Annotated in this window: 23 protein-coding genes; 5 read left to right on the plus strand and 18 right to left on the minus strand. The window is 35.3% G+C overall.

What is annotated here, in order from left to right:
• Nucleotides 1–37: 37 nt before the first annotated feature.
• Together M3175_RS06815 and M3175_RS06820 are read right to left on the minus strand one after the other, a co-directional pair.
• Complete coding sequence (locus M3175_RS06815) at nucleotides 38–3244, minus strand: glycosyl hydrolase (protein WP_251516421.1); 3207 nt, start codon at nucleotides 3242–3244, stop codon at nucleotides 38–40.
• 319 nt (nucleotides 3245–3563) lie between these two features.
• Nucleotides 3564–4343, minus strand: coding sequence for a DUF3231 family protein (locus M3175_RS06820; RefSeq protein WP_251516423.1), 780 nt, complete (start codon nucleotides 4341–4343; stop codon nucleotides 3564–3566).
• Between the two features lie 201 nt (nucleotides 4344–4544).
• Between M3175_RS06820 and M3175_RS06825 the strand changes: the two genes are divergently transcribed.
• Nucleotides 4545–5381: an HAD family hydrolase gene (locus tag M3175_RS06825; RefSeq protein WP_251516425.1), complete on the plus strand. Its 837-nt coding sequence runs from the start codon at nucleotides 4545–4547 to the stop codon at nucleotides 5379–5381.
• A 54-nt stretch (nucleotides 5382–5435) separates the two neighbouring features.
• Here M3175_RS06825 and M3175_RS06830 read toward each other — a convergent pair whose 3' ends face one another.
• Complete coding sequence (locus tag M3175_RS06830) at nucleotides 5436–6293, minus strand: MurR/RpiR family transcriptional regulator (protein WP_251516427.1); 858 nt, start codon at nucleotides 6291–6293, stop codon at nucleotides 5436–5438.
• Nucleotides 6294–6517: 224 nt separating this feature from the next.
• On the opposite strand from M3175_RS06830, the gene M3175_RS06835 reads away from it, so the two are divergent.
• Together M3175_RS06835 and M3175_RS06840 are read left to right on the plus strand one after the other, a co-directional pair.
• The gene (locus tag M3175_RS06835) at nucleotides 6518–7528 is read left to right on the plus strand and encodes a Gfo/Idh/MocA family oxidoreductase (RefSeq protein ID WP_251516447.1); all 1011 of its coding nucleotides are present in this window, start codon (nucleotides 6518–6520) and stop codon (nucleotides 7526–7528) included.
• A 96-nt stretch (nucleotides 7529–7624) separates the two neighbouring features.
• Nucleotides 7625–7933: a hypothetical protein gene (locus M3175_RS06840; protein ID WP_251516466.1), complete on the plus strand. Its 309-nt coding sequence runs from the start codon at nucleotides 7625–7627 to the stop codon at nucleotides 7931–7933.
• A 45-nt stretch (nucleotides 7934–7978) separates the two neighbouring features.
• Here M3175_RS06840 and M3175_RS06845 read toward each other — a convergent pair whose 3' ends face one another.
• The 10 genes from M3175_RS06845 to M3175_RS06890 form a co-directional block, all read right to left on the minus strand.
• Nucleotides 7979–8515 (minus strand): D-glycero-alpha-D-manno-heptose-1,7-bisphosphate 7-phosphatase, encoded by a 537-nt coding sequence (locus tag M3175_RS06845; protein WP_251516469.1) that lies wholly within the window; start codon nucleotides 8513–8515, stop codon nucleotides 7979–7981.
• Between the two features lie 167 nt (nucleotides 8516–8682).
• A complete protein-coding gene (locus M3175_RS06850) occupies nucleotides 8683–10374 on the minus strand; it encodes a SulP family inorganic anion transporter (RefSeq protein ID WP_251516472.1) in 1692 nt (563 codons plus the stop codon).
• A gap of 415 nt (nucleotides 10375–10789) precedes the next feature.
• Nucleotides 10790–11533, minus strand: coding sequence for a DeoR/GlpR family DNA-binding transcription regulator (locus M3175_RS06855; RefSeq protein ID WP_285852203.1), 744 nt, complete (start codon nucleotides 11531–11533; stop codon nucleotides 10790–10792).
• A 77-nt stretch (nucleotides 11534–11610) separates the two neighbouring features.
• Nucleotides 11611–12522 carry a ribokinase gene (locus M3175_RS06860; RefSeq protein ID WP_251516478.1) on the minus strand — a complete coding sequence of 304 codons (912 nt, stop codon included), beginning with the start codon at nucleotides 12520–12522 and terminating at the stop codon, nucleotides 11611–11613.
• A 2-nt stretch (nucleotides 12523–12524) separates the two neighbouring features.
• On the minus strand, nucleotides 12525–13511 hold the full coding sequence (locus M3175_RS06865; protein ID WP_251516481.1) for an ABC transporter permease: 987 nt from the start codon (nucleotides 13509–13511) through the stop codon (nucleotides 12525–12527).
• Nucleotides 13498–15015 carry a sugar ABC transporter ATP-binding protein gene (locus M3175_RS06870; RefSeq protein ID WP_251516483.1) on the minus strand — a complete coding sequence of 506 codons (1518 nt, stop codon included), beginning with the start codon at nucleotides 15013–15015 and terminating at the stop codon, nucleotides 13498–13500. Before M3175_RS06870 ends, M3175_RS06865 begins: the two co-directional genes overlap by 14 nt.
• Nucleotides 15016–15085: 70 nt before the next feature.
• Nucleotides 15086–16177 carry a sugar ABC transporter substrate-binding protein gene (locus M3175_RS06875; protein ID WP_251516486.1) on the minus strand — a complete coding sequence of 364 codons (1092 nt, stop codon included), beginning with the start codon at nucleotides 16175–16177 and terminating at the stop codon, nucleotides 15086–15088.
• 77 nt (nucleotides 16178–16254) lie between these two features.
• Entirely contained in the window at nucleotides 16255–17199 is a 945-nt protein-coding gene (locus M3175_RS06880; protein WP_251516489.1) for a sugar phosphate isomerase/epimerase family protein, read from the minus strand.
• A gap of 242 nt (nucleotides 17200–17441) precedes the next feature.
• Nucleotides 17442–17645 carry a hypothetical protein gene (locus tag M3175_RS06885; RefSeq protein WP_251516492.1) on the minus strand — a complete coding sequence of 68 codons (204 nt, stop codon included), beginning with the start codon at nucleotides 17643–17645 and terminating at the stop codon, nucleotides 17442–17444.
• On the minus strand, nucleotides 17630–18001 hold the full coding sequence (locus tag M3175_RS06890) for a cupin domain-containing protein (RefSeq protein ID WP_251516495.1): 372 nt from the start codon (nucleotides 17999–18001) through the stop codon (nucleotides 17630–17632). The genes M3175_RS06885 and M3175_RS06890 overlap by 16 nt, the downstream gene beginning before the upstream one ends.
• A 158-nt stretch (nucleotides 18002–18159) precedes the next feature.
• Here M3175_RS06890 and M3175_RS06895 point away from each other — a divergent pair, with 158 nt between their 5' ends.
• On the plus strand, nucleotides 18160–19143 hold the full coding sequence (locus M3175_RS06895) for a glycoside hydrolase family 43 protein (RefSeq protein WP_251516497.1): 984 nt from the start codon (nucleotides 18160–18162) through the stop codon (nucleotides 19141–19143).
• A gap of 311 nt (nucleotides 19144–19454) precedes the next feature.
• Nucleotides 19455–20618, plus strand: a complete 1164-nt coding sequence (locus M3175_RS06900; RefSeq protein WP_251516499.1) for an endo-1,4-beta-xylanase — start codon at nucleotides 19455–19457, stop codon at nucleotides 20616–20618.
• Between the two features lie 109 nt (nucleotides 20619–20727).
• Here the strand turns inward: M3175_RS06900 and M3175_RS06905 are convergent, their stop codons facing one another.
• From M3175_RS06905 to M3175_RS06925, 5 genes are all read right to left on the minus strand, one after another.
• Nucleotides 20728–21624, minus strand: a complete 897-nt coding sequence (locus M3175_RS06905; protein WP_251516501.1) for a carbohydrate ABC transporter permease — start codon at nucleotides 21622–21624, stop codon at nucleotides 20728–20730.
• A 17-nt stretch (nucleotides 21625–21641) separates the two neighbouring features.
• Entirely contained in the window at nucleotides 21642–22520 is an 879-nt protein-coding gene (locus tag M3175_RS06910) for a carbohydrate ABC transporter permease (RefSeq protein WP_251516503.1), read from the minus strand.
• 96 nt (nucleotides 22521–22616) lie between these two features.
• Nucleotides 22617–23903 (minus strand): extracellular solute-binding protein, encoded by a 1287-nt coding sequence (locus M3175_RS06915; protein ID WP_251517654.1) that lies wholly within the window; start codon nucleotides 23901–23903, stop codon nucleotides 22617–22619.
• 135 nt (nucleotides 23904–24038) lie between these two features.
• On the minus strand, nucleotides 24039–24827 hold the full coding sequence (locus tag M3175_RS06920) for a response regulator transcription factor (protein ID WP_371321669.1): 789 nt from the start codon (nucleotides 24825–24827) through the stop codon (nucleotides 24039–24041).
• Nucleotides 24821–26563 carry a sensor histidine kinase gene (locus M3175_RS06925; protein ID WP_251516505.1) on the minus strand — a complete coding sequence of 581 codons (1743 nt, stop codon included), beginning with the start codon at nucleotides 26561–26563 and terminating at the stop codon, nucleotides 24821–24823. The genes M3175_RS06920 and M3175_RS06925 overlap by 7 nt, the downstream gene beginning before the upstream one ends.
• Nucleotides 26564–26599: the final 36 nt, after the last annotated feature.

Here is a 26599-nt window from a genome sequence, read left to right on the forward strand (position 1 = left end):
CTGTCTGGTTTTATTCTTCAGCATGCTCAAACTTCAATTATTTTTTTGTAAAAGGAATGATTTTTACCTGCCCAGTTATTCCGTAATCATTTTTCCTATTATAAAAAGCTGGACGAATAGTTGATAGGGCATTGCCTAATGTTGTTACGGTTTCAATTTCAATTGTATTATCTCCTGAGGTTAATAGCCCGCTTATATCAGTCTTTAAAGACAATGGATTAACATTTGGCAATTCTACACCATTTATAGATACTCTAACAGTGTCATAACTATTTTCAATAGTTAAATAGGCTCCATTCTTCTCCTTCCATGAAGACGGTAAGGTCAAAGTTGTTGAATAGTTTCCGACCCCAGAAATCGTTCCTAAGTCAACATCCTTCGTTGAAACTGTTCCATCTTCCTCCGTTACAGTTGCTTTAATAGTGCCTAATTCAGTCCATGTTTTTAATGTTGGTAATGATATGTTAGAGATCGTTGTATACTTCATTTCAGAAGCATCAGGACCCACGGCAGAAATATCATTTTTATTTGTAAAAGACTTAATTTCTAAGTCCCAGTTATCTACTACAATTGAGTCTTGTAAGGATATTTGTTTTTTAGATACTTGATCCCCATTAACCCAATTTTTAGGAGCTACTGCAATCAGTGTTGCATCATTTACATCCAATGTTACTTCAACAACAATTTTCCCATTTGAATCTACTTCATAATTTCCAATTCTTTCAATTTTACCTGTATAAGCATTTAACGTATAAGGTACACCCTCTCCCGTTAAGGCAATTTTCGTTGTAACTGTTCCCCCGTCTTCTTTCTTATATCCATAATTAGTTAAGGAATTATGGAATGTACTATCGATCCCTTCTACATAATTTCGTGATCGATTATACACATAGTAAATATCTGCATCTTCTGTTTTTGTCCGATAAGACATAATACGTTCTGGAGTCTTATTTTCGGCATAAGGGGCTACTTTTAATTTCGTTAAAGCACTTGGTACTTCTCCCTGAGATGCAACTACCACCACATTTTTACTTTTCTTTAGTTTTGTTATAGCGCTATCGAATTCCGCCTTCTCTTGATTTGTGACGATTCCAGGCATTCCAGTCGGGTAGGAACCAACCATGATAATTGGCAGCCCTGCATTCGCATATTCGACCATTTTCTTCACTGCTGATAGGGTCATTAGAGCGTTTCCAACGTCCTGCATATCCTTTGTATTTGTTGTATCAAAAACAAAGGCCTGGTATTCTGCAGTATTTGAAGCAAGTTTGCCATTTTTCACCGTAGCTTCAGGTAAATCTAGTGAAGCTGGGCTTAGGAAATCATAAGTGAATCCTGCATCTGAGAGCTCTGGATCTCTCCATATACCTGACACATGTCTTGGCCACCAATAACTGTGTTTGTAGACAGCAATATCTCGCTTTGTTGTTCCCTCTCTTATTGCAAAGGAGGTACGAGCTAAATAATCTCCTAATATATCCATATGCTCCCATTGTGGCATATTATCCTTCCACGCCTCACTGAAGAAGTTTCCAAATGGAGATCTTCCTGGCCACATAGCGTTCGCATTCCCTGGAGTATCCATATAACTATAAGCATACGTATGCAATAAGCTCTGATTAATACCAGCTGCAAATGCCCGATTCGCTTGGTCTACCACAGTTTTTATTGGTAAAGCATATGCACCAATTTTTGTTCCATACGTTGCACTTAATTCATTTGAAACTTCATCTTTCCCAAGAAGGTGGTTGGCTGAAGACATTGCTGTGTAATAATCAATACTATCTACTAAGTTCAAGGATTCAACATCTGGAACATCTACAGCAGCTGCAGCTTGAATCATGTCTAGGCGGCTGGTTGCATACACTACTTGTGCTCGATACAATAATCCAAGTTCATTGGATCTCTTGGTCAATCCTTCGAGATGATATTTTACATGTAAATCTGTCATAGCTTGTCGGATTTCTTCTAACACGTCTACTTCCGATCCATCGGAGAAAGCAAATCCGAATTTGGTTGAAGCATTTGTGTCATTCGTTGCATAGAAAATGGCTGGCAAATATTTTGTGATTTCTTTCCCCGTTAATTCTTTAAACTTCTCCGGTAATTCTAGAGCCCAATTGGCTGAAGCCCCATAAGAATCACTAAAAATATGTCCTCCGTTTTTCTTTAGCAAATTCTTCATATCTTCATACCCCGGTTGGCCAAGTCTGAAGATATCTTTTTCATAATAGTCCATCACTGCGTCGGTTCCTGCCTGGCTGAAGTAATCTATTTTATAGGATGGATATTTAGTCACACCACTTATTGACGCTCCCTCACCTCTCCACCAAAAACCTAGTATTTCCCAGTTCCCTTCGCCATTATAAACTTTTTTGATTTCGTCCTTAACCTTATTTCTTTCTGACAAAGTAGTTTCAGGATTATATAGCGCACTTACATCAATGGTTTTATTAGGATCAATAATGTCATAGTTAGCATCAAATGTTGTAATGCCAGCTTTACCACGACGTTCACCTGACAAACCATCGGCTTCTATTAACTTATTAACCTTTTTATTCTTCTCCGTAACATTGACTAATAGGGCGGCATAGAAGTGATCTTGAATGTTTTGTGTAGAACCATCTATGTTACTTACATAGGTAGCAGTTGCGGGAGTAATCTCTGATAAAGGTGGTAGGTTGTTAACAGCATCCGTTACTGTAGTTGCTTTATGTACAAGTGTTTTGGACGCTGCATCATCATTTGGAGATATACCTGGCACATGAGTATTTGACCCATTATTAACTGAAATATGAAAATCAACTCTTATTCCAAGTTCATTTGCCTTTTTTAAAATTGTTCGAATCGAACGACTCCACTCCTCTGAACCCATTCCGTATACATCTGCATAGTTTTCACCAGCATGAGGTTTTCCTTCTGGGATTATTCCTGTAGGATGAGCATTGGACATGACTTCAACTACACCATACCCAGCTTTAGATATAGCTTCTAACTCTCTAATCAGCTCTTTGTCATCTGTCATCCCCAGTGGCAAAGACCACCTAAACCCAGATTCAAATTTCTTTTCAGGATTTTCAAAGGATTGAACAAATGTGTCTTTACTTTTATTGAGTGTAACCGCCTGAACCCTTTCATTCTCTGTATGAACTGAAAAAACCGGTAAAACGATAGTTGATATTAAGACAGTACTAGCAACAGAGGATTTGGCCACCTTTTTCCACTTACTCACAGTGCTTTTCACTAGATTTCCCCCTTATTAAATTTTTCCTAAACCGAATGATATCGCTTTCATTTTTTGCCATTGCTCTTTCTTCCTACCACTCCTTTTTACAGATTAATAATGCTTGCTGCACTATTAGATTACTAACTAATTTATTGCTTGAAAAGTAGACATTTCTCGGTTAGGGGGGTCAATCTTCGGAATAAAATTATAATTTTTATAATTTTCTAATAACTAATTTTAGCCATTTTGTTGTAAATGAATAAGAACTACTTTAAAAAAAGTAAGCCATTTCAATTTAAAGAAATGGCTCACTTTTATGGTCAAATAACAAAACAAATTAGACTTTTCTATTAACTACTTGTGGTGGTTGTTCAAACCATTTTTCTTTTATCGCTAATATTAAACCTAAACCATAAGATTTCTTCATATCATCAGAAATTTTGCTTAGTTTAGATACAATATCGGTTCTTAAGCTGGAAGTCATAGCCTGACTTATCATAGTAAAACAGAATATTCCTAGACAAGTATTCGCAAAAAACAACATTAGCTTATCAGAAAATGGAGACATGTCTACATCGGAAATTTTATAGTCTCCAGATGCTGATATTGGAATATTTTCTTTATCAAGAACCTCTTGAAGTGATTGCAATACTTTTTCGATTCCATCTCTACCTTTGCTAAAATGCTGTTTTAACTCTTTTTCTTTTGCTAATTTACTAAAAGTGACAAATACCATTTTTGAAAACTGTGCTCTATGAACAATTCTGGATAGATTAGAAATTTCAGCAGTATTAAGAGGTCTTGATCCGCCAAAAAAACCATTGAGATATGTGATCGAATCAGCAAATTCCACCTCACTATCTATCGCTACTTGTGGAGGTCTCAAATATACTCCTTGTGACAACATTAAGTCTACTAGTTCGTTCTGTATGTTTACATAAAATACAATGTTTTTTTGAAAGTGATTTCGCACATCTCTTCTTGTGCAATCTGATAATGCAATTGGATATGTACTCATCGATAGTAGTGTGAGATCAAAACAAAAATACAAAGTAAATGTATCAGAAAATACTTTTAGTGCATCAATTGTTAAATCTATTAGTTTTTTCCTATTCATTATTAATTATTTTTTAAAAATTAATTACTCCATCTCACCTCACAAAACTAAAAATGTAACAACGTGTTTCATTTATGTAACTCATTATTTTAGTTGTTATACATAACTAGTTAGCCTTGACTTCTCCACAACAAAGATAGAATAGGTATAATTAGATCTTATAAAATCATCTGAAAAACAAAGAATAGGTAGGTTAAAAATATGAAAAAGGCTATTTTTTTGGACATCGACGGAACTTTGGTTAACGACCATCTTGTAATCCCTGATTCTGCCAAACTTGCTGTACGAAAGGCTAGAGAAAATGGCCATTTTGTTTTTATTTGTACGGGAAGGCCAAAATCGCTAATTTCACCTGATATACTAGAAGTTGGGTTTGATGGGATTATTGGTTCTGCTGGAGGGTACATAGAAATGGATCAAGAGGTGTTATTACACGTAAATGTTAATAAAGAGGATGTAAAGCATGTTGTTGACTTTTTTACCCATCATGGAATCGAGTTTAATCTGGAATCAAACATTGGTATATTTACTGGTAAAAATGGTAACACTCGTATGCGATCCATTTTAGGAGAATTACAAAAAACTAATCCTAATACAAATCTAGATATAGAAAAAGGATTTAATTCTATTTTCGATTCTATTATTGAGAGTGAAGACTTACTTCGAGATGATATTAATAAGATTTCCTTTTTTGGATCAAAATTACCACTAGAGAGGATAAAACAAGAATTCGCATCTAAATTCACGGTCATCCCTAGCACAGTAGCTGCTTTCGGAGAAAATTGTGGTGAAATATCCATTCTTGGTGTAAATAAGGCAACAGGTATTGAAAAGATAATTAATCACTTAAACATAAAAAAAGAGGATACCTTTGGATACGGTGATAGCTGGAATGATTTAGAAATGCTTGAATTCGTCCAGTACGGAATCGCCATGGGAAATGCAAATGAAGCTGTTAAAAATATAGCTAACGATGTTACTGACACACATGATGAGGATGGCATCTATAATAGCTTTAAAAAATATGGATTAATCTAATTCATCTCAAAAAACCGCCAAGGCGGTTTTTCTGTTTTTATTTTTCTATATTACTTAAAGTAGGTCCCATTTTTTTATTGCCTCTTCCTTTTTCTTTAAATCATTAAGGTTACTTGTATACTCTTTCGCATAGATAATTGAAAATAGCGTATCTAGGATATACTCAAACGATATTTGTGAAGAAAATGTCCCTACTTTGAAGAAGTCATATTCATCATGTGGTACTTCAATGGTCAAATTACATAATTTAGACATGGTTGATTCAGAATTTCCGGTTAACATGATTAATGGTATCTTCATTGAAGCTAGATATTTTATTATTTTCGTGTAAGAAGCTGAATTACCCGCATAACTAATAAAAATTGCACAGTCCAACTGGTCCATGCTTAATGAATTCCATGTTGTTTCTCCATATTCATCTGCGATGATTAACTGCTTATTAATTTTAATAAATTTGTTTTGAAAGCTGCGAGCACGAATTTGAGAATCTCCATTTCCAAATAGGAAAATTCGTTTCGAACTTCGAATCAAATCAACTGCTTTATTTAATTGATTCCTTTCCAACTTTACTAACGTCTTTCGTATAGTTTCAATCGTCAAATCAGCCATTTTTTTTGCAATATTTATGGAACTATCAGTTGGAAGAAAAGGAAAGTTGGGGTCAACATGCGCAATCGTATGCTTATTACTTTGAATTTCATGTATTAATGCTACTTTAAAATTCCTATAACCTGAAAATCCCAATTTCTGAGTAAGCCTAATGATTGCAGAGTGGGAAGTAAAAGTATTCTCTGCCAGCTCTTGGATAAACATATTCGGAACATCCTCTTGGTTTATTAAGATGAAATCAGCAATTCTTTTTTCAGTGTCAGTAAACCCTTGCTTGTGTTCAAGCTTATGTAATAATGTCATTTTCCCCTCCATTTTGATTGACATTAAATAATTTTTATCTTTTCTATTTTATAACTAATATACCAAACCATTTAGCTGAACTCTTCTTTAAACATTATGTTCAGCTAAATGTCTCCCATTCTAAGTATTGCTGAGAATGAGGTCCAGTTTGATATATAAACGTTCTCAATACTAATCATCTCAGATATAATCAAGCTAGCAAATGAAAATTGGAGGAGTTTCTTATGTTAACGATTGCTTATATTGCAAATGGAAAAAGTACGAACCGCTATCACCTACCTTTTTCATTAAGAAACAAAAACATTCGAGTGAAAACTATTTACTCTCGACAAAACAATAGTGTTTGGGAAGAAATTCCTGGAGTAAATTATGTTCATGATTTAAATAAAATCTGGCTCGATGAAGAGATTCAATTAGTCGTCATTTGTACTCCAGTAGAACATTATGAATATGCTAAATTGGCACTAGAAAAAGGCAAACATGTATTAGTCGAAAAGCCATTCACACAGACTTCTGACCAAGCAAAAGAGTTATTTGCCTATGCAAAAGAAAAGAATCTATTTATTCAATGCTATCAAAATCGCCGATTTGATTCAGATTTCCTAACCGTACAAAAGGTTATTAATAGTGGTGTATTAGGAGATATTTTAGAAGTCGAAATGCACTATGATTATTTCAGACCTGAAGTACCAAAGTCTTTAAAGTTTTCTAGAGAAAACAGCTATCTGTATGGACACGGATGCCATACAATAGATCAAGTCCTCTCTTACTTTGGTAAACCAAATCATATTACTTATGATGTTAGACAACTTCTTGGAAAAGGACACTATAATGACTATTTTGACTTGGATTTCTTTTATGATTCCAAAAAGGTTTCTGTTAAATCTAGCTATTTCCGCCTGAAAGAACGCCCTAGCTTTATCGTATATGGTAATAAAGGCGTTTTTGTTAAACAAACAAAAGATAGACAAGAAGAGCATTTAAAACTATTTTATATGCCAACCAATAAGGATTTTGGGATTGATTTTCCAGAACACTATGGCGTTCTAACTTATGTGGATGAAGATGGAAACTATCATGAAGAAAAAGTAATTTCTGAAGTTGGTGACTACGGGCGGATTTACGATGGAGTTTATGAATCGATCCTTAATGGAAAAGAAAAAATTGTTAAGGATGAAGAAACCATACGGCAAATGGAAATTTTAGAAGAAGGAATGAACCATATCAAAGAATAATCTCTATTAATTAGCATGTATAAACATTACTCAACAGTTATAAACACCCTATGATATGTCAAGAATTAAGACATAATCATAAGGAGCTGGAGTAAAATGATCCATAAATTAAATAAAATAGGTGATACCGATAATAATTGGTCCAACCTTAAAATAGTTGGAATTAGCACAGAAGAACACTATCAATGGTTATGGGAAGTTTATCTTCATTATGGAGAAGTAAAGCGTATTCTAAGTTCAAAGAGAGCAGTTGGTATGTATGGAGGAAGGGAAGCCGCATGGAATTCCGTTGGATATACACCTCCTGAAGTTGAAGAATATGTGAGTACTTTAAGTAAAATGATAGGACAACTGTACAATCCCATTAAGGATATAGAAAACCAAGATATATCAGATATATCATAACAACATCAAATGGCCCCTTCTCAAAGAGTTGGGGCATTGCATTTATCAAGATTTTGTTGCATCTTCTATAATCCAGTCAGATGCGCTTAGTAAATCAGGAAATACGGCATCCGCTAGTGGATCACTGTCCCCAAGAAAAACGCCTTTGGTACCTACTTTCTTCCCTGCTTGGATGTCTGTGTCCGTATCTCCGATCATATAGGACTGCGCTAGGTCAATCTGATATTTTTCGGCTAAGTCAGTAATCATTTTGGAGCCAGGTTTTCTGCATTCACATCCCGCTTTTGGCTTATGAGGACAATATGCCACGTCTTTAATGATTGCTCCCTCTTTTTTTAGTTCGCTTATCATGTGTTCATGGATCGTTTCTAGTTGATTCACTTTCATGAACCCTAGCCCAACTCCCCCCTGATTAGTCACAACAAAAATGTTGTCCCCAAAAACTTCATTTAACTTTCGAATAGCCTCTGGAACACCAGGTAAGAAAAACAATTGGGATGGCTTGTTTACGAATTTCACTCTTTTAGTTAATACTTCGTTTATAACGCCATCTCTATCTAAAAATACAGCTCGGTTACCCATCTTTATCCCTCCTCGATTATTATTGTAATCAATGAAGGAATAGTGTAAACATTCTATACATGTAAAAGGTGGTTAATTCAATGTAATCCAAAATATCATTCAGCCTCTCAGCATGTCCCGTTTATTTATCAGGCTAAGTGCAGTTTTCATAAGATATAACTCCATTATTAAATCATATAGATAAAAGGTGTTTCTGTTTCGCTCTTGCGTGTTGACGGGATTATAATGTTCTTTTCTTCAAGTAGTTTTTCTATCGATACATAACCTATTTCCTTCTTATACTTCGTATTCCAACCAGCTCTATTTATGGTATCTCTCACAAGACCTTTCATTCCCACGAAATACAATTCGATATTATTTTGTTGGTGTAATTGATCTTTAAACTCTTCAAGGGAATTACAAGCAGTTGTATCCATATCATTAACACCTGAGAAGTCCATGATCACCATATTTACCTTTGGCTTTGAATAAATTAGATCTCCTACTTTTTCCTCAAGGTAAAAAATATTAGCAAAATGAAGTGAAGAATCTATTCTCACAAATATTACATCATCCAGAGTTATAGCATCAGGGAACCTTTTTAAATCACGGAATTTCTTTTCCTTTTCAAGATAACCCAATTCTATAATATTGGATTTAAACATTCTGCTAAGTAATAAGTAGAAACTAAAAATTGCACCAATTAATATCCCCCATTGAATACCTATAAATAACGTAGATAAAAAAGTTACTAACCAACTCCAACCATCCACAGGTTTAATCTTTATTAGATTAATAAATTGCCTTAAATCTATCAGTTTAAGAACCGCAGCGATTATGATGGCAGCTAACACTGCGTTAGGCAAGTAATAAAAGTAGGAAGTAAAAAATAGGAGTGTAATTAGAATAAGAATGCCAGTAAATACAGAAACCATTTGAGTGGCTCCTCCACTTTGGTGGTTTACTGCACTTCTAGAAAAGCTCCCATTTATCGGGAGTATTTGAAAAAATGAACCAAAAATATTGGCTAACCCTAAAGCTTTTAATTCCCGATTAGGGTTAATTTTATATTTTTCTTTATCAGCAATTGACTTACCTATCGCAAGAGATTCCATAAATCCAAGTAATGCGATTGTGAGTGCAGGTAGTATAATTTGTTTAATGCCACCTATTGTAATGGTAGGAAAAACAAGAGAAGGAAACCCACTCGGAACCATACCAACAATCTTTACCCCCTCTTTGTTTAAACCAAGAGATGAAACCATCACGATGGAAACAAGTATTAGTAAAAGTGCCGTCGGAATTCGTGGGCTCACCTTCTTCATTAACACTAAAACAGTAATACTACATACTCCTATTAATAAAGTAATTAAATGTAAATTACCAATTCTCTTTAGTACATCATAGAATAACAGATGAACTTGAAAGTAATTTCCTAAATCAATCCCTAGTAAATGCTTCAATTGACTCAACGCAATGATAATTGCAGCTGCTGAGGTATACCCGCCTAAAACAGAAGGTGAAATAAACCTTACAATAAAGCCTAGTTTAAACACCCCGAATAAAAACTGAAATAAACCTACCATTAATGCTAATAAAATGACTAATGTTACGTATTCAGAGGTTCCTGGTTGCCCAACTGCTGAGATTCCAGAAAACACTAATAATGAAGTAATGGCTGTTGGACCAACTGAAAGATGTCTAGAAGATGCAAAGAGTGCATAAATGAGTAAGGGGAGTGTTGATGCATATAAACCCATAACAGGTGGTAGTCCTGCCAACATCGCATAAGCCATCCCTTGGGGAACGAGCATGACAAAAAGTGTTATCCCTGCAATAAGGTCTTTCGTCAATAAATCCCGAGTGTATAACTCCTTCATATTTCGTGGGTTAAATTTTTTATTTATCATATACATCTTTCCTTCTAGTTCCTTTTTTATTTCTTAAAAATTACTTCCTGGTATACCTATTAAAGAAAAAAACTCCCTTCATTTTGAGAGTTGTTATACTATATTCTAATTATATTAAAATTCTTGAGTTTTTTAGACTATATTAATTTTCCATTTGACTCTATTACTTCTTTATACCAGTTTTTTAATTGGCACGTTGGAAACCCTTTATGGGGCATGGGGGTATTCTTATTGTATAATATAGTATCATCTTTCACATAAAATCGATTTAATTTATTACGATATTCATAATAATTAATCGGAACTTGCCTCTTCAAGGAGTTTCAAAAAAAATGACTGGTAATATAATTACCAGTCATAACCAACTGTTGTGTTACTTCAAGATTTAGTCAACAACATAATATTCTGTAGTACCATCAAGTTCAGGAATCTGCTTATTGGTTATGAGTAAACATTCTTCAATATCAAACGCCTTACATAATGTATTTTTATTAAACTTGGAACTATCTGCTAGTACATAGCATTTATTTGAGTTCATTTTGACAATGCTCTTTTTACTTGCTTCTCGAAAGTCGGGAGTATTTACCCCAACATTTAAACCGAAGCCACTAGCACCAAGAAACGATTTATCAAAGTTTAAATTTCTTAAAGAGGAGTCTGTTAGAGGACCTGAAATAGAATCCAAATTTCTATTAACCTCTCCTCCAACAATTGTAATGTTTTCTATGTGAGTACCGTTGACCTCACTCAACACCTGGATATTTGAAGTAACCACTCTAATCCCTTTTGAGACAATGTATTTTACAATGGCTGAACATGTCGTGCCTGAATCAATGTATATAACATCATCGTCTTCTACTAAAGAAGCAGCGAATTTTGCAATTCTTTCCTTACTTTCTTTATTTAGTAACTTCTTTGTACCCACAGGAATTTCATGTGAATCCAGCTTTAATTTAACTGCTCCACCTCGTAAAAGGACTATATAATTTTCGTCCTCCAGAATTTTCAAATCTCTACGAATGGTAGATTCAGAGACCCCATCAAAAATTTTCAATAGATCTTCAATATAAAGGATTTGTTTATTTTCTAATTCATCCATTATTTTTTCTCTTCTGACATAAGGGATCATGATTTAATACCTCGATACATATTTAGTAAATTTCGTTAAATTTTCTTAGTTGAACTAAAGATTATACTTCAAATTTATCACACATATTCACTTAACTCTAATAGGGTGGGCATTGCATCTTGAGCGCCAATTTTGGTAACCGTTCTTGAACTAACTATTGACGCCAATTCTCCTATTTTTTCAATTGGCAATTCATTCATAAGTCCGTAAGCTAATGCCCCTGTATAAGAGTCACCTGCCCCTGTTGTTTCGACTACTTCTACAGTTTTGCAAGGAATGTGAATGGTTTTCTTTCCATCATATAATATACTGCCTTTTTCACCAAGAGTGATGATTAACAGATTATTAGTATATTGATAAAGCTTATCGCAAACCTTTTCAGCCTCTTTTAGAGATGAAACTCTCTCTCCAGCATAAAAACTAGCTTCCGTTTCGTTAACCACTAGACAATCCACCAGTTTTAAACAATTAACATCGATTTCACTTGCAGGAGCAGCATTTAATATTACATAGCAATTATACTCTTTCGCCTTTTTAATCGTATATTCTACCACTATTTTTGGAATTTCTAATTGCAATATGACAATTTTGCTTTTCTTAAATAGGCCTTCCACCTGATCGATATCTTCAATCGTCATACTGTAATTAGCACCTTTTGCTATGGTTGCAACCACACTTCCATCTGAGATTGCATTCACAATGCCAAGTCCAGTGTTTGTATCAGCCTGGGAAACATAGTCGGTATTCAAGCCATACTTTTTCATATTTGCAATTAATTCAGTGCCAAATTGATCATTGCCAACCTTACCTACCATATAGCTTTCCAGTCCCAGCTTGGCACACTGTACTGCTTGATTGGCTCCCTTCCCACCTCCACAGAAAGTTACACTATCTGCTGTAAAGGTCTCGCCCATTTCCGGAAGTCGTTTTTGCTTAAGGATAATGTCATAATTGATACTACCTACTATTGTAACCGCATTCTTTTCCATGGTTATTTACCTACCCCAATAGCTTTGGTATTACTTCTACCAACCCTCATTCCTTTAAGCTTCCCTTGAATCACTTCAAAATAAGCTGCTACAACAATTATAGCTCCTGTTGCAATATATTGCCAAAAACTATCAACTCCTACAACAACTAATCCCACCTTTAGTGTTGATAATAAGATGGCTCCGAGTAATGTACCGATCATATTCCCTCTTCCACCAGCCAGGCTAGCACCACCAATAGCAGCGGCGGCAATCGCATTTAATTCATAAGTTTGCCCTGCAGCTGGCTCTCCTGACCCTAATCGTGCTAACAAAACCATACCAGCCAAAGCAGCACCAGCTCCAGAAATAGCATACGCAAGCATTTTACTTTTATTAACATTTACACCTGATAAGAGAGTAGCCTCTTCATTACCCCCTATAGCATATATATAAGTCCCAAGTTTCGTATACTTTAAAATGATATGTCCAACAGCAGCGAATGCAAGAAGTACAAGTATTGACACTGGAAATGCTCCAAAAATATCTGAGTTAAAGATTGATCTAAAATCCCCAGGAATATCCAGAACTGGCCAACCTCCCGTTATCACATAAGCAATCCCTCTGTACGCACTCATTGTTCCTAGTGTAGCAATAAATGGCTGAAGATTTAACTTTGTAATTAATAGACCATTAAATACACCTAAAATAAAACCTATCCCCACTCCACATATAATAGCTAAGACAGGATTTAAACCACTTACAAGTAAATCACCTACAACTACAATGACAATTGCAAAGATTGATCCTACAGAGAGGTCGATTCCCCCTGTAATGATTGCATAAGTAATACCTAAAGCTAATAATCCATTAATAACACTTTGGTCCATAATATCAAGTAAATTACTTCCACTTAAATAGACGGGCTCAATAATGGAAAATACAATAACCATAATAATGATCGCTGCTACTAAGCTTAGTTCTCTACTATATTCCTTAGTTTTTAACATCTTTGTTTACCCCCATCGCATATTGAAGGATATCTTCCTCAGTAAGGTTTTGATTATCAAATTCTTTCACTTTTTGTCCCTCGCGCATGACAATGATCCGATCACTTAGACCTAACACCTCAGGCAACTCGGAGGAAACAACGATTATAGATTTCCCTTTTTCAAGTAATTCTTCTAGGACTCTATAAATCTCAGCTTTCGCTCCAACATCGACCCCTTTTGTCGGTTCATCTAAGATTAGAATCTCAGCATCGGAGGAAAGCCATTTAGAAATCACTACTTTTTGCTGATTTCCTCCGCTCAAATTAGTTGTCATATAATGAGGGTTACTCGGTTTTAAGTTAATCTCATCGATATAATAATTACAGTTTTCTGTTTTCTTTCTATGATTTACGAAGCTATACTTAGAGAATTTCTCCATTTTAGTAAGACCTACATTGTTTGCATTATTAAAAAATTTGATAAACCCTTGTGTTTTTCTATTCTCTGGTATGAGTCCAATCCCCAATTGAACACCTTGGCGAGGATTCTTAATATTTACAGGAACTCCCTTTACTTTAATGGTGCCACCCGACTTTTCCTCTGCACCAAAAATCGTTCTAACTACATCTGTCCTTTTGGAACCAACTAAACCTGCAAAACCTAAAATTTCACCTTTATGAAGGTGGAAATTAATGTTTTCAAATACTCCATTCACACTTAGGTTTTCTACTTCCAATACCTTTTCAGCAGTCTTTGGAGACGGTTTGGTTCTTACCGCATAAGCTGAAACATCCCTGCCTACCATTTTTTTTATTAATTGCTCTCTTGTAACCTCCCTTAATTGAAAGGTATCTATATGCTTGCCATCACGAAGGACTGTCGCACTATCGCAAATCTCAAAAACTTCATCTAGACGGTGACTGACATATAAAATTGTTATCCCATTTTCTCTTAAGTCGTTAATAATGGAGAAGAGCGTTTGTACTTCCTGATTTGTTAGCGAAGCTGATGGTTCATCAAATGATATGAGTTTCGCATTATGGTACAGTCCTTTGGCGATTGCTACCATTTGCATTTCTCCTGTACTTAGCGTACTCGCTAAATCTTCGCTTTTAAAATTACACTTCATTTTAGTGAGAATCTCATTCGCATCATGATGTAGCGTTTTGTAATCAATAAACATTCCTTTTCTTGGTTCATGACCTAAAGCAATATTCTGACCAACTGTTAATTCTGGAATTAGACTAACTTCTTGATGAATTTTAACTATTCCATCCTGAATGGCTTCGTTTGCATTTTTATATGAGACAATTCTTCCTTGAATTTCTACCGTTCCTTCATATTCATTATTGACTCCATGAAGTGTATTCAATAATGTTGACTTTCCTGCTCCATTCTCTCCTAAGAGAGCATGGATCTCTCCTTTTTTAATATTAAAACTCACCCCATCTAGGGCCTTTACTCCAGGAAAAACTTTTGAAATATTCTGAAATCTAACGATACATTCTGTTTGCTTTTCCATTTCGATTCCCCTTTTTCATACCTATAGTCGAATCCTATCAATCCGACTATAGGTATAAACTAGTATTTTGTTACTTTGCTATTGTTGGGTCTACCCAATTAATAATCTCTTCAGCTGGTGTATCTACATTTGTTTCATCAATTAACGCTTGAGGAGTCCAAATCACTCTAGGTACTTCCTGTCCGCCCAACTGACGAATGGTCATTTCAACAGCTATTTGCCCTTTATATTTTGGGAATGAATCGATAGTTGCGTCCAATTCACCTTTACGAATAGATTCATAGGCTTCACCAATTCCATCTACTCCGACTACTAATATATCTTTCCCTGATTCATTAACCGCCTCTTGTGCACCTAAAGCCATCGTGTCATTATTTGCAAAAATAGCAGCTAGATCTCCATGCTTTTTAATCCATGTTGCAGCAATATCCTTTGCCTTTGCACGATCCCAATCTGCATTTTGTTTTTCAGCAATATCAATGTTTGGAGCATTATCCTTCATCCAATTCTCAAATCCTAACGTACGTTGTCTAGCTGCGAATGCTTTTGGCATTCCTACAATTATCGCTACCTTACCTTCTCCATTTAATTTCTCTGAGATCCATTCTGCAGCTGATTCTCCGTTTAAATCTGCTTTAGGTCCGACAAAATTAGGAGCTTCCTTGATAATTCCATCATTAACGTTCATTACTGGGATATCCTTTTCAAGGGCACTTTCAACCCCAGGAACAAGATTGCTGTCTGAAATCGGAGAAAGTAACAAAGCACTATACTTTTTGTTGATCATATCTTTTACAATGGCAAGCTGTCCTTCTTCATCCGCTTCACCTTGTGGGGATTTAACATCAATGGTTAGGTTCATCCCTTTATCACTAAACTTTTGAGCGCCTGTTTCCATTCCTTCTTTCAATGTTCTCCAATATTCATTTTCAAACGCTTTTGCTACAGCACCTAATTTTATCTCTTCAGTTAATTTAGGTACTTCCCCTAAGCTTGATCTTACTTCTTCATATGTTTGACCATCAGCATTATCCGGATTAAAAGCACCTGTTTCTTTATCTGGAGTTGCACTTCCACTACTGCTGTTGCTACTACATGCTGTCAATCCTAAAGAAATTGCTAAAATACCAGTTACGAATAAATTTTTCTTTGACTTTTTCATTTTTTTTAGCCCCCTAGAATTTGTTGGTAATCGCTTTCAATACTTATGAAAAAAAATTGTGTTTACTAGGTTAGTAATTATTTATTTACTTTTAATTCAAACATGGAAAAGAACATCTTGTTTACTGAAATGGCGTCATTTTTCTCAACCGTTTTTTCAATTTCTGCTAATCCTAGCTGATCTATTAAGCTACTAATAATACGAATCGCTTTTACATTTTGCCTAATTTCTGCAACTGGTTCCTCTCTAATAGGGAATGTATCAAAATAGATCGCTCCATCATAGTTATACTTTTTCAAATAATACATGAATTCTAGTGTCTGCATTAATGAGACCGTCCCAACCATTAAGCCGTCATCGTGAGTTCCATAGCCATCATTGATATGAACACCGAATAGTTTACCTTTTTCTGCTGCAAGACTTAAGCCATATGCAGGGTTTTCTCGTTTCATGAGCATATGACAGTAATCCACTGTCACTCCAACGTTCTCACGATTGATTTCATTTACCATCAGTAGCGTTAGTCCAATACTATCAATTAATGCATATGATCTTTCTTGATATGGCTTATATTCAATACTGATTTGTAAATCTGGCGCATAATCAGCAAGTGCCGTTACATATTCCCTAACCTGACTCCAGGCTTTTTGATAATCAACTTGAAATGGATAGTCAAATCCGTCGAAGCCTAGCCATAAAGTTAATACTTTCCCTCCTAAGACTCTACAGGTATCTGCAGCCTCTTTACATAAAGTAAACGCATCTTCTGCAATCAACTTATTGTTGTTCCCAAATTCGCCATTTATAAAATGATTTCTAAAACGTAAAGCTAATCCATTTGCATGAATGTTTAAATCTTTTAGGGTCTTATTGATCTCATCTGCAGAGTAATTTGAAAAATGTTCCGGATAATTTAAATCTACACATGTGATTCCATCAATCTCTGAGACTATCTCTAATGCTTTAATAATATCTCCATCTACCTTAGGCAATATTGAGTTTATCCTTGTAGCTAATTTCATCGTCAGCCTCCAATTTTCTTGTTTAATCTTCTTGTAATTAATTCTTGAATTAAATTTAACACCATAATAAAGCGATTTCAATAATTTTTTTCATATTTTTTCATATTTTTTAACTTTTTTTCATCTTTTTTAATATTTTTTCATATTTTAAATTGCTCAGTTATTTAATCTATCAAAAACTTTTCCCACACAAAAACACTCAAAACAGTTGATATAACAACCGTTTTGAGTGTTTTCCACCGCTATAAAAGTTTATCTAGTTCCTGGTAATCCTCTTCCTCAGTAAATTCATAACCTGTTATTCCGTTTAGTTCAGTAGGTCGTATGGAAGTTTTATTCTTAATATGTGTAACTAGTTGATACACCAAATCTAATAGAAGAGAATGCACTTTTATTTCATAATTTTCTTCTTTCCTTTTTACAGCTAACATTAGTTGAGCAAGCAAGGTCTAATTATGTTATATGATTGTTGGTCCATACTCAGAAAGGACTGACAATGAAATGATTCGTTTTCAATATTACTGTAAAATTTTTTAATAAAAGCTATTGGAATTTGAATAAGTAATAGTTTATTCTCTTGATCGGATTCAACACCATGTACCTCATTACTGTTAATGAGTAAAAGGTCATTTTCCACAAGTACATACTCTTCTCTTCCCACATACGCATGTATTTGTCCTTTTAAAACTAATAATAATTCAATTCTATCATGCCAATGCATGGCCACATACTTTACACTCGTCATTAATGCGAATACAGGAACCTCTTCTTTAATTACAGCACTTTCATATGGATATTTCATAAAAGGCAAGGCCTCCTACTTTTCTTGTTATATACTTATATACTCATTTTTTTGTAGAAATCCTTTTTTAAAAAACTTAGTTTTTCGAATATACAAAGTTGTTTAACTTCGGTTATACTATACTTGTAAGCGATTAAATAATGTATGGGGGAGCTATTATGGGGAAACCTTCAAAACCTAAAAATCCTATAGTTACGCATATTTTTACAGCAGATCCTTCTGCACATGTCTTTGAAGGAAAGTTATATATTTATCCTTCTCATGATTTGGATCATGATGGGCCTTCAAACGATAACGGTGATCAATATGCGATGGAAGACTATCATGTATTATCGATGGATGATGTAAACGAAGAATGTGTAGATCATGGGGAAGCTCTTCACTTGAGAGATATTCCTTGGGCAAGTAAACAGCTTTGGGCACCAGATGCTGCATACAGGAACAACGTGTATTATTTATATTTTCCAGCTAGAGATAAAGAAGGTATTTTTAGAATTGGTGTAGCCACAAGCACAACCCCTGAAGGGCCATTTACACCCGAGGAAAATTACATACCAGGTAGCTTCAGTATTGATCCTGCCGTATTCGTCGATGAAGATGACAAAGCATATGTTTATTTTGGGGGGCTTTGGGGAGGACAGTTGGAAAAATGGCAAGAAGGAACATTTAATTCCAATGCTGAAGGTCCAAAGCTAACAGAACCAGCATTAGGTCCAAGAGTCGCTGAATTAAGTGATGATATGCTAACTTTTAAAAGTGAACCACGTGAAATATCAATAGTTGATGAGAGTGGAAATCCGATTCTTGCGGGTGATGAAGAACGGAGATATTTTGAAGGTCCATGGATTCATAAATACAATGATCTTTACTATCTATCATATTCTACAGGTACCACTCACAAGATTGTTTATGCAGTAAGCAAAGATCCATTGGGACCCTTTGAATTTAAAGGTACGATACTTACTCCTGTCATTGGATGGACCACCCATCATTCGATTGTCCAGTTTAAAGAAAAGTGGTATCTTTTCTATCATGATTGCTCCTTTTCAGATGGTGTAGATCATAAACGATCGGTTAAATACACTGAATTAACCTATAATGATGACGGAACGATTGTAACAATAAACCCTTATGAGGATTAATAGCAAAGAGCAGCTGACTTTCACTGATAAAGTTCAGCTGTTTTTTCTATATAAAGGTCATAAAAACTTAGAATAGTAATATTCAACTATTACTCAATAACTATTTTTTGAAATTTACAAAATACTTAGTTTATTTACTATACAAACTAAGTATAGAGAAGGTATAATAAACTAAAGACAGGAAGACATGTTACATAAATTCCATAAAAATGAAAGCCCTTTCTCAACCCTGTCTAAAACTGACGTAAAGGAGGTTTAGTATCAATATACGCACTACCTTACTACATTCCATTTAAAAAGGAGAATCTCACATGCTTAAAGTATTACGTAAACCTCTCATTACAGGATTAGCTTTTGCCTTATTATTACCTGTTGGATTGAATCCTGCCGCTGCTGAAACGACAAATGAACAGTCTACTAGTGCTTTATCGGTACCATCTATAGCTGAAAGATACAAGAATTCCTTCACTATTGGTGCAGCAGTGGAGCCTTATCAATTACAGGGCACAAATGCAGAAGTATTAAAACGCCATTATAATAGTATTGTTGCTGAAAATGTAATGAAACCAATTAATATTCAACCAGAGGAAGGTAAATTTAACTTTACCGAGGCTGATAAAATTGTTAAGTTTGCTAAAGAAAATGGCATGGACATCCGTTTTCATAATCTCGTTTGGCATAGCCAGGTACCTGAATGGTTCTTCCTAGACGAAGAAGGAAACAAAATGGTTGATGAGCAAGATCCAAAACAACGTGAGAAAAATAAAAAACTTCTTTTAAAACGATTGGAAACCCATATTAAAACGATTGTAAAACGCTATAAGGACGACGTAAAGTCTTGGGATGTTGTGAATGAGGTAATAGATGATTCTCCTCAAAATGAAAGAGGGCTACGTGAATCTGCTTGGTACAAGATTACGGGGGATGAATATATTAAGGTAGCCTTTGAAACAGCGGATAGATATGCAGCAAAAGATGCGAAGCTATACATTAATGACTACAATACAGAAGTTACACCAAAGAGAACGCACTTATTTAATCTTGTAAAAGATATGCTTGAACAAGGTGTTCCAATTGACGGTGTTGGACATCAAGCGCATATTCAAATTGGTTGGCCTTCTAACCAGGATATTGAAGACTCCATTAATATGTTTGCTGACCTAGGTTTAGACAATCAAATTACAGAGTTAGATGTTAGCTTATACGGTTGGCCACCTAGACCAGCGTATCCAACTTATGCTGACATTCCAACTGATAGACTGGTAGCCCAAGCAGATCGCTACAATGCTATTTTTGAAATATATGAACGACTAGGAGACAAAATCAGCAATGTTACTTTCTGGGGCATCGCTGATAATCATACTTGGTTGGATGATCGAGCCAAGCAATACAACGGTGGGGTAGGAAAAGATGCACCATTCGTGTTTGATCCAGAATATAACGTAAAACCGGCTTATTGGTCAATTATGGACTAAGAACATACGAAGCTAGTAGAACAGCTCCCATTCCAGGAGCTGTTTTTTTATTCGGATTTGAGTAAGTAAAAGGGCTAACTCTAAGAATCGAGTTAGCCCTTAATCCCTTCTATCCCTTGACAGATCCTGCTGCAATGCCTTCAACGATACGGTCACTCAGAAGGAAGTATGCGATTAATACAGGGATAATACTAATCATCAAGGTTGCACCTATAGCTCCCCAATCGGTTAAGTACTGCCCAACAAAGTTATTTACACCAACCGTAATTGTTTTCCACTTGTCCGAACTCAAGAAAGTATTTACAAATACGAATTCGTTCCAGTTATAAATCATGTTAATGATGACAGTTGTTGAAAGTACCGGAACGGTCATCGGCAATGTAATTTGAAAGAATATCCTATGAACGGAACAACCATCCATAACTGCTGCTTCTTCAATCTCCCTTGGTATGGTTCTATAGAATCCAGTTAGAATCATAATCGTAATAGGCAAATTAAACGCAACATAAGACAAAATTATAGAAATGGGATTATCTATTAAATTGACAGATTTAAAAATATTGAATAGTGGAATTAATGTTGAATGAAGTGGAATCATATAACCTGCCATAAACAATCCAAGAACTAACCCACTTAGTTTCCAGTACATTCTTGTAATAGCAAAGGTTACAAAACTAGCAAGGATAACCGTAATCAAAACTGCTACAACCGTGTATATCACACTATTAAAAAAGTAAACATCGATATGCCCTGCTGTCCATGCCTTCACATAATTTCCCCATTGTGGATCTTGTGGAAATGCGAACGGGGACATACCGAATACCTCTTGATTCGTTTTCAATGAAAAAAGGAATAACCACACCAGTGGGTAAACTTGGACAATCGCAATAACTCCCAGGATAAAATAAAGGATTCCGTATCCTATTCTTGTTCCGAGTGTTTTACTAGATTTATATGGAGCTAGTAACGTCGCATTAGTTTCTGTTTCATACGCAATCTTACTCATCAGTTTCACTCCCCCTCTTAAAATTGAACGTCTTCTTTGGAAGTTAACAATTTTTGAATGAGCCATGTCATAATGAGACAGATGACCAATAAACCGAATCCAATTGCACTTCCGTACCCGAAGTTGTATTTACTAAATGCCTCTCTATACATATAAGAAGCCATTACCTCACTCGCACCGTTAGGTCCCCCACCAGTCAACACAAAGATTAAGTCGAAATACTTTAAGGATCCAACAATCGCTAGAATAACCATAACTTTTATCACACCGCTGATTAAGGGAATCTTTATTTTGTAGGCTATCTGAATAGGGTTCGCACCATCTATTTTTGCGGCTTCAATCAATTCCTCTGGAACATTTTTTAAGGCAGCATAGAAGATAATGATATAAAAGCCTGCATACTGCCAAACAATCGGAATGAATAGGGCATATAATACGATGTTAGAATCAGCTAGCCAAAGTGGTGGGTTATCAACACCCAACATCACTAACAACCGGTTGATCATTCCATTAGTAGGATCAAATATCTTGGCCCAAAGTTGTCCGATCGCAACAGATGATAACAGCATAGGAATTAAGTATATCTTTCTTAAAAAATTGGCACCTTTTATTTTACTAGCCAATATAAGTGACAAAACAAGATAACCAACCAAGCTGACGGTTGAGAAGATACCAAGCAAAAGAGAATGCCACGTACTTTGCCAGAACTTTTTGTCTTGGACTAACTCAATATAGTTTTCTAATCCGATAAACTTCATCTTTCCAATTCCATTCCAGTCCATCAAACCATAATAGCCGGTTAATACGATTGGGATATAAATTAAGAGCAGAATTAATATTAACGCAGGAAGGACATAAAGAGTGATTACGAATTTGTTTGACATGACACCTTTCATTTTCTGTACTCCCTTCTACTTTGAAAAGCGTTGCTATAAAATGATAGAGGGCATATTCTATATGCCCTCTACTCCTGAAAGATGATTTACGCCATATTACTCTTGTTCTTGGGCAAGTTCGTCCGCATGTTGTTTAACAAAATCCTCCGGTGTCACTTGTTTTCCAAATAGAGCCGTTACTAAATCATGGTGTAATTCGGATACAGCTGGGCTGGATTGAGTATCAAAATAAGTAGTAACGTTTGATGCTTCACTCAAATCTTTTAAAATCTCAATGTACATTGGAGCAAGATCCAAATTATCTGTGTCTACTTTAGTAGCAGGAATAACACCAGCATCTGTCACTGATTTTTCTCCCCATTTTTTTACAAGATATGCTGAGAAGTCTTTTGCTTCCTTCTGAACTTTAGAATCCTTTGCTACGAATAATCCAACTCCAGGTCCACCAACATAACTGTTGATATCTGTACCTTTACCGCCTTCATAAGTTGGGAACTTGAAGTAGCCAATCTTGTCTTTAAATTCCTGAGATACATCAGGACTTGTAGTGTAGTTTGGTAACTCCCATGTAGCTGTTAGAAACATGGCCGCTTGTTCATTCATAAAGTAACCTTTTGCATCATCATTTGATAATGCACTTGAACCTTTTACAAACCCACCCATATCAACAAGATTTTGTACTTCTTCCGCTGCCTTCACAATTGCTGGGTCGTCCATCTTTGCTTTTCCATGGATAACATCTGTTAAGATAGTAGAACCACCAATACGATCTGCTAGATACATAAACCAGAAAGAAGCAGGCCATCCATCTTTAGCACCTACAGTAGCCGGAACCACTCCATTGTCTGCTAAAGTTTTAACAACGTTCTTATATTCTTCAAATGTTTGTGGAACGTCAAGGTTGAATTTTTCAAAAATTTCTTTGTTATAGAAAACATAAGAAATGTTTAATTCTAATGGTAAACCATACGTTTTCCCATCTACAGCATAGGATTCTTTTACGCCAGGAATAAAAGCATCTTTTAGATTTGCATCAACAATATCATCTAAAGGAGCTAACATATCTCCTTCAACATAAGGCTTAATGAATCCGTCTGACCAAGTCATCCCAATATCCGGTAATTCATTAGAAGAAGCTAAGACTTTAAGTTTTTCTCTGTATTGATCTGGATTTAAGATTTCTGTTTCCACTTTTATATCTGTATGCTCTTTTTCATATTCTTCAATGATGTCTTTTACGATTGAAAACTGTGCATTGGAGCTACCTTCTGGCCATAAATGCATAAACTTGATTACTTTTTTATCATCCGCACTACTTTCTTCCGTGGAACTTGAAGACGAACAACCTACTAATGCTAGAGAGACAAGCATGATTAAAGACATTAATACTGAAACCGTTTTCTTTTTTACCAATGAAATTCCCCCTATGACCTTTTACTAGATTTCCTTACATTTATAATTTAACATTCAGATCATTCTGAAAATAGGTCACAACGATTAGGAAAAATACTACTATTTTTAGAAAGCCCTTTCATTGTTGTTTTTTCGGTATGCACTCGGTGTCATACCCTCTAATTCTTTGAATATCTTAATAAAATATTTGGCGGTTTTATATCCTGATTCTTCTGCAATTTCGTTTATCGGAAGAGTAGTAGAAATCAATAATTCCTTTGCACGTTGAATTCTTCTTCTAGTGACATACTCACTGAAAGTTAATGTGACGTGCTCCTTAAATAGGACACTCAAATAACTTGGATTTAAATGCACATGTTCTGCTACTTCCTTCTGAGTTAATTCATTTTTTAAATGATTGTTAATATAATCAATCGCTTCCCGGATTGGTATACGATCAGAGGGATGCTGGGTGCTGGCATTAACAAGCTTGTTATCAACAACCTTTTCAATCATACCTGCCCGCTCCTGCTTTTCAACAGCTTGAAGAGCCTCTTCCACAGCTTCAAATAATATCTTTTTGCTAATAGGTTTAAGTAAATAATTAATAACGCCAAAACGAAGCGCTTCCTGAGCGTATTGAAATTCTGAGTAAGCGGAAATAACAATGATCACAGGGAAGATATTTTGTTCTTTTACGGTCCGCAATAATTGTAAGCCAGTTATTTCCGGCATATTAATGTCGGTAATAAGGATATGAACTTTTTGGTTTTGCATAAAATCGATCGCCTCTTCCCCATTTGAGGCGATGAATATTTGATGTTCCCCATTGGCCCATGAGTCTAAAGTTTTCTTTAGCCCTTGACGTGTTTTTGGCTCATCATCTACAACCAAAATGGTCTTCGCATTCAACATTGTTCTTCCTCCCCCTTAACAGGTATAACAAAAGAAACCTTTGTCCCCATATTTACTTCACTAATAATCGAAAGTCCCTTTTTTAATTGATCCTGATAGTATAGTTCTAGTCGTTTATGAACATTGGAAATGGCCATACCATTCCCTTTTTTAGAGCTTATTCCTCCCGATTGCATGGACTGTTTAATAGATTCCAATTTTTCTTGTGTGATCCCGGGACCATCATCTTCTACAAGAACTTGCAAATATTGGGTGTCTGTCGTAGGTTGAATAGATACCGAAATCGTGCATGGATTCAGCTTATTTCCAGCTCCATGTAAAACGGCATTTTCCACTAACGGTTGTATTAACAGTTTTGGAATTTTCACCTTTTCATACTTTGTGGGAAGTATAAGATTCCATTGAAGGTGATCGCCAAACCTCATTTTAATAATCTCCATATAGTTTTCGATATGGTGAACTTCTTCTTTAATCGTTACCCAATCATCATCCGTTTGTTTCGTAATGGTATAACGGAAAAGTTCAGACATTGCAACGACAAACTCGGCTAAATCTTCCTCATCCTTATCCTCAAGGGACCATCTTAACGCATCTAATGTATTAAAAAGAAAGTGAGGATTAATTTGTGCTTGAAGTGCTTTTAACTCACTTCTACTTCGAGTAATTTCCTTCTGGTAGACCATATTGATTAAATGATTCGTTTCTTTTACCAGTTGATTATAGGTACTATTCAGTTCATTAATTTCATTGATTGTCGTTATACTTGGATTCATAGTTAAAGAGCCTGCACTCGCCTGCTGCATCGTTTCTGTCAGTTTAATAATAGGCTTCGTAATATAGGTGGATAGAAATAGTGAGCTGATGAAAAAAATAATAAACCCAATGATCCCTGAAAGGATAATTCCCGTACGTAATACACTTATCCCTTCTGTAAGAGCCTTAATTGGCGTTAGAATGATAAGTGTCCAATCGGTTTCATTCGAAGTTTGTTTCGTTACCATATACTCCTGGTTATCCAAAAGAATGGTTGGATCTTCATTTTCTAAGATTGGTACTAGTGACTTATCATAATTTGAAAGAATTGGCTTTATATCTTTATCAATTAAAATAGAATATTGATTGGACTCATCCTGGTTTGGAAACTGAAGATAACTTCTATAAATACTAATAAGGAGGTAGCCACCGTTTGCGTAATCTCGCCCCATTAAGTTCACTCGTCTAAGAGCAAGAATATTGTCTGAGTTACTTGGATCATCTCCTATCCAGACGAGTCGACCGTTTGCCCGATTCGCACGATGGATCCACCTTTCATCAATTCTAGTTATTAAACTTTTATCATCCAAAGGTAATAATCGTTTCATATTACTTGTGTAAAGCTCAAAGGAAAAAATCCCTTCAGAATTCGCTTGAATAATATTAACAATTCCTTCTAGTTGTTGCCTTTCTGAAAAACCTACTTCTTGTCCCTCGTAGGCGTTCGTTAATACTCTTTGAACATTTCCATTAGTCATCACTAATTTAGAAGCCGTACTAATTTGTTTATATAGAGATTCCAATCTACCATTTGCTTCCGTAGCGGTTTGATGAATTTGTTTGTTCGCATTATTTTTCAACATAGCGGAAACTTGATTATAGGTTAATGCGCCGACAATCAGTAAAACAATTGCTATTACAATGAGAAAAACCACTAATATTTGATTTCGCAACGTATTCCATTTATGTAATTTAGAGAACATATTTATTTCGCCCTTCTAAACGTAGGTAGTTTTTCT

Origin of the sequence: Robertmurraya korlensis (assembly GCF_023715225.1) — a bacterium.
GTDB lineage: Bacteria > Bacillota > Bacilli > Bacillales > Cytobacillaceae > Robertmurraya_A.

Excerpts from the sequence above, each read along its gene's own strand:
- M3175_RS06895 (WP_251516497.1), top strand. The coding sequence starts at position 18,160 with ATGGGGAAACCTTCAAAACCTAAAAATCCTATAGTTACGCATATTTTT.
- M3175_RS06825 (WP_251516425.1), top strand. The coding sequence starts at position 4,545 with ATGAAAAAGGCTATTTTTTTGGACATCGACGGAACTTTGGTTAACGAC.
- M3175_RS06860 (WP_251516478.1), bottom strand. The coding sequence starts at position 12,522 with ATGGAAAAGAATGCGGTTACAATAGTAGGTAGTATCAATTATGACATT.
- M3175_RS06900 (WP_251516499.1), top strand. The coding sequence starts at position 19,455 with ATGCTTAAAGTATTACGTAAACCTCTCATTACAGGATTAGCTTTTGCC.
- M3175_RS06905 (WP_251516501.1), bottom strand. The coding sequence starts at position 21,624 with ATGAGTAAGATTGCGTATGAAACAGAAACTAATGCGACGTTACTAGCT.
- M3175_RS06875 (WP_251516486.1), bottom strand. The coding sequence starts at position 16,177 with ATGAAAAAGTCAAAGAAAAATTTATTCGTAACTGGTATTTTAGCAATT.
- M3175_RS06845 (WP_251516469.1), bottom strand. The coding sequence starts at position 8,515 with ATGGGTAACCGAGCTGTATTTTTAGATAGAGATGGCGTTATAAACGAA.
- M3175_RS06835 (WP_251516447.1), top strand. The coding sequence starts at position 6,518 with ATGTTAACGATTGCTTATATTGCAAATGGAAAAAGTACGAACCGCTAT.
- M3175_RS06855 (WP_285852203.1), bottom strand. The coding sequence starts at position 11,533 with ATGATCCCTTATGTCAGAAGAGAAAAAATAATGGATGAATTAGAAAAT.
- M3175_RS06840 (WP_251516466.1), top strand. The coding sequence starts at position 7,625 with ATGATCCATAAATTAAATAAAATAGGTGATACCGATAATAATTGGTCC.
- M3175_RS06870 (WP_251516483.1), bottom strand. The coding sequence starts at position 15,015 with ATGGAAAAGCAAACAGAATGTATCGTTAGATTTCAGAATATTTCAAAA.
- M3175_RS06915 (WP_251517654.1), bottom strand. The coding sequence starts at position 23,903 with ATGTCTTTAATCATGCTTGTCTCTCTAGCATTAGTAGGTTGTTCGTCT.
- M3175_RS06820 (WP_251516423.1), bottom strand. The coding sequence starts at position 4,343 with ATGAATAGGAAAAAACTAATAGATTTAACAATTGATGCACTAAAAGTA.
- M3175_RS06850 (WP_251516472.1), bottom strand. The coding sequence starts at position 10,374 with ATGAAGGAGTTATACACTCGGGATTTATTGACGAAAGACCTTATTGCA.
- M3175_RS06880 (WP_251516489.1), bottom strand. The coding sequence starts at position 17,199 with ATGAAATTAGCTACAAGGATAAACTCAATATTGCCTAAGGTAGATGGA.
- M3175_RS06910 (WP_251516503.1), bottom strand. The coding sequence starts at position 22,520 with ATGAAAGGTGTCATGTCAAACAAATTCGTAATCACTCTTTATGTCCTT.
- M3175_RS06830 (WP_251516427.1), bottom strand. The coding sequence starts at position 6,293 with ATGACATTATTACATAAGCTTGAACACAAGCAAGGGTTTACTGACACT.
- M3175_RS06865 (WP_251516481.1), bottom strand. The coding sequence starts at position 13,511 with ATGTTAAAAACTAAGGAATATAGTAGAGAACTAAGCTTAGTAGCAGCG.
- M3175_RS06890 (WP_251516495.1), bottom strand. The coding sequence starts at position 18,001 with ATGAAATATCCATATGAAAGTGCTGTAATTAAAGAAGAGGTTCCTGTA.
- M3175_RS06920 (WP_371321669.1), bottom strand. The coding sequence starts at position 24,827 with ATGTTGAATGCGAAGACCATTTTGGTTGTAGATGATGAGCCAAAAACA.
- M3175_RS06925 (WP_251516505.1), bottom strand. The coding sequence starts at position 26,563 with ATGTTCTCTAAATTACATAAATGGAATACGTTGCGAAATCAAATATTA.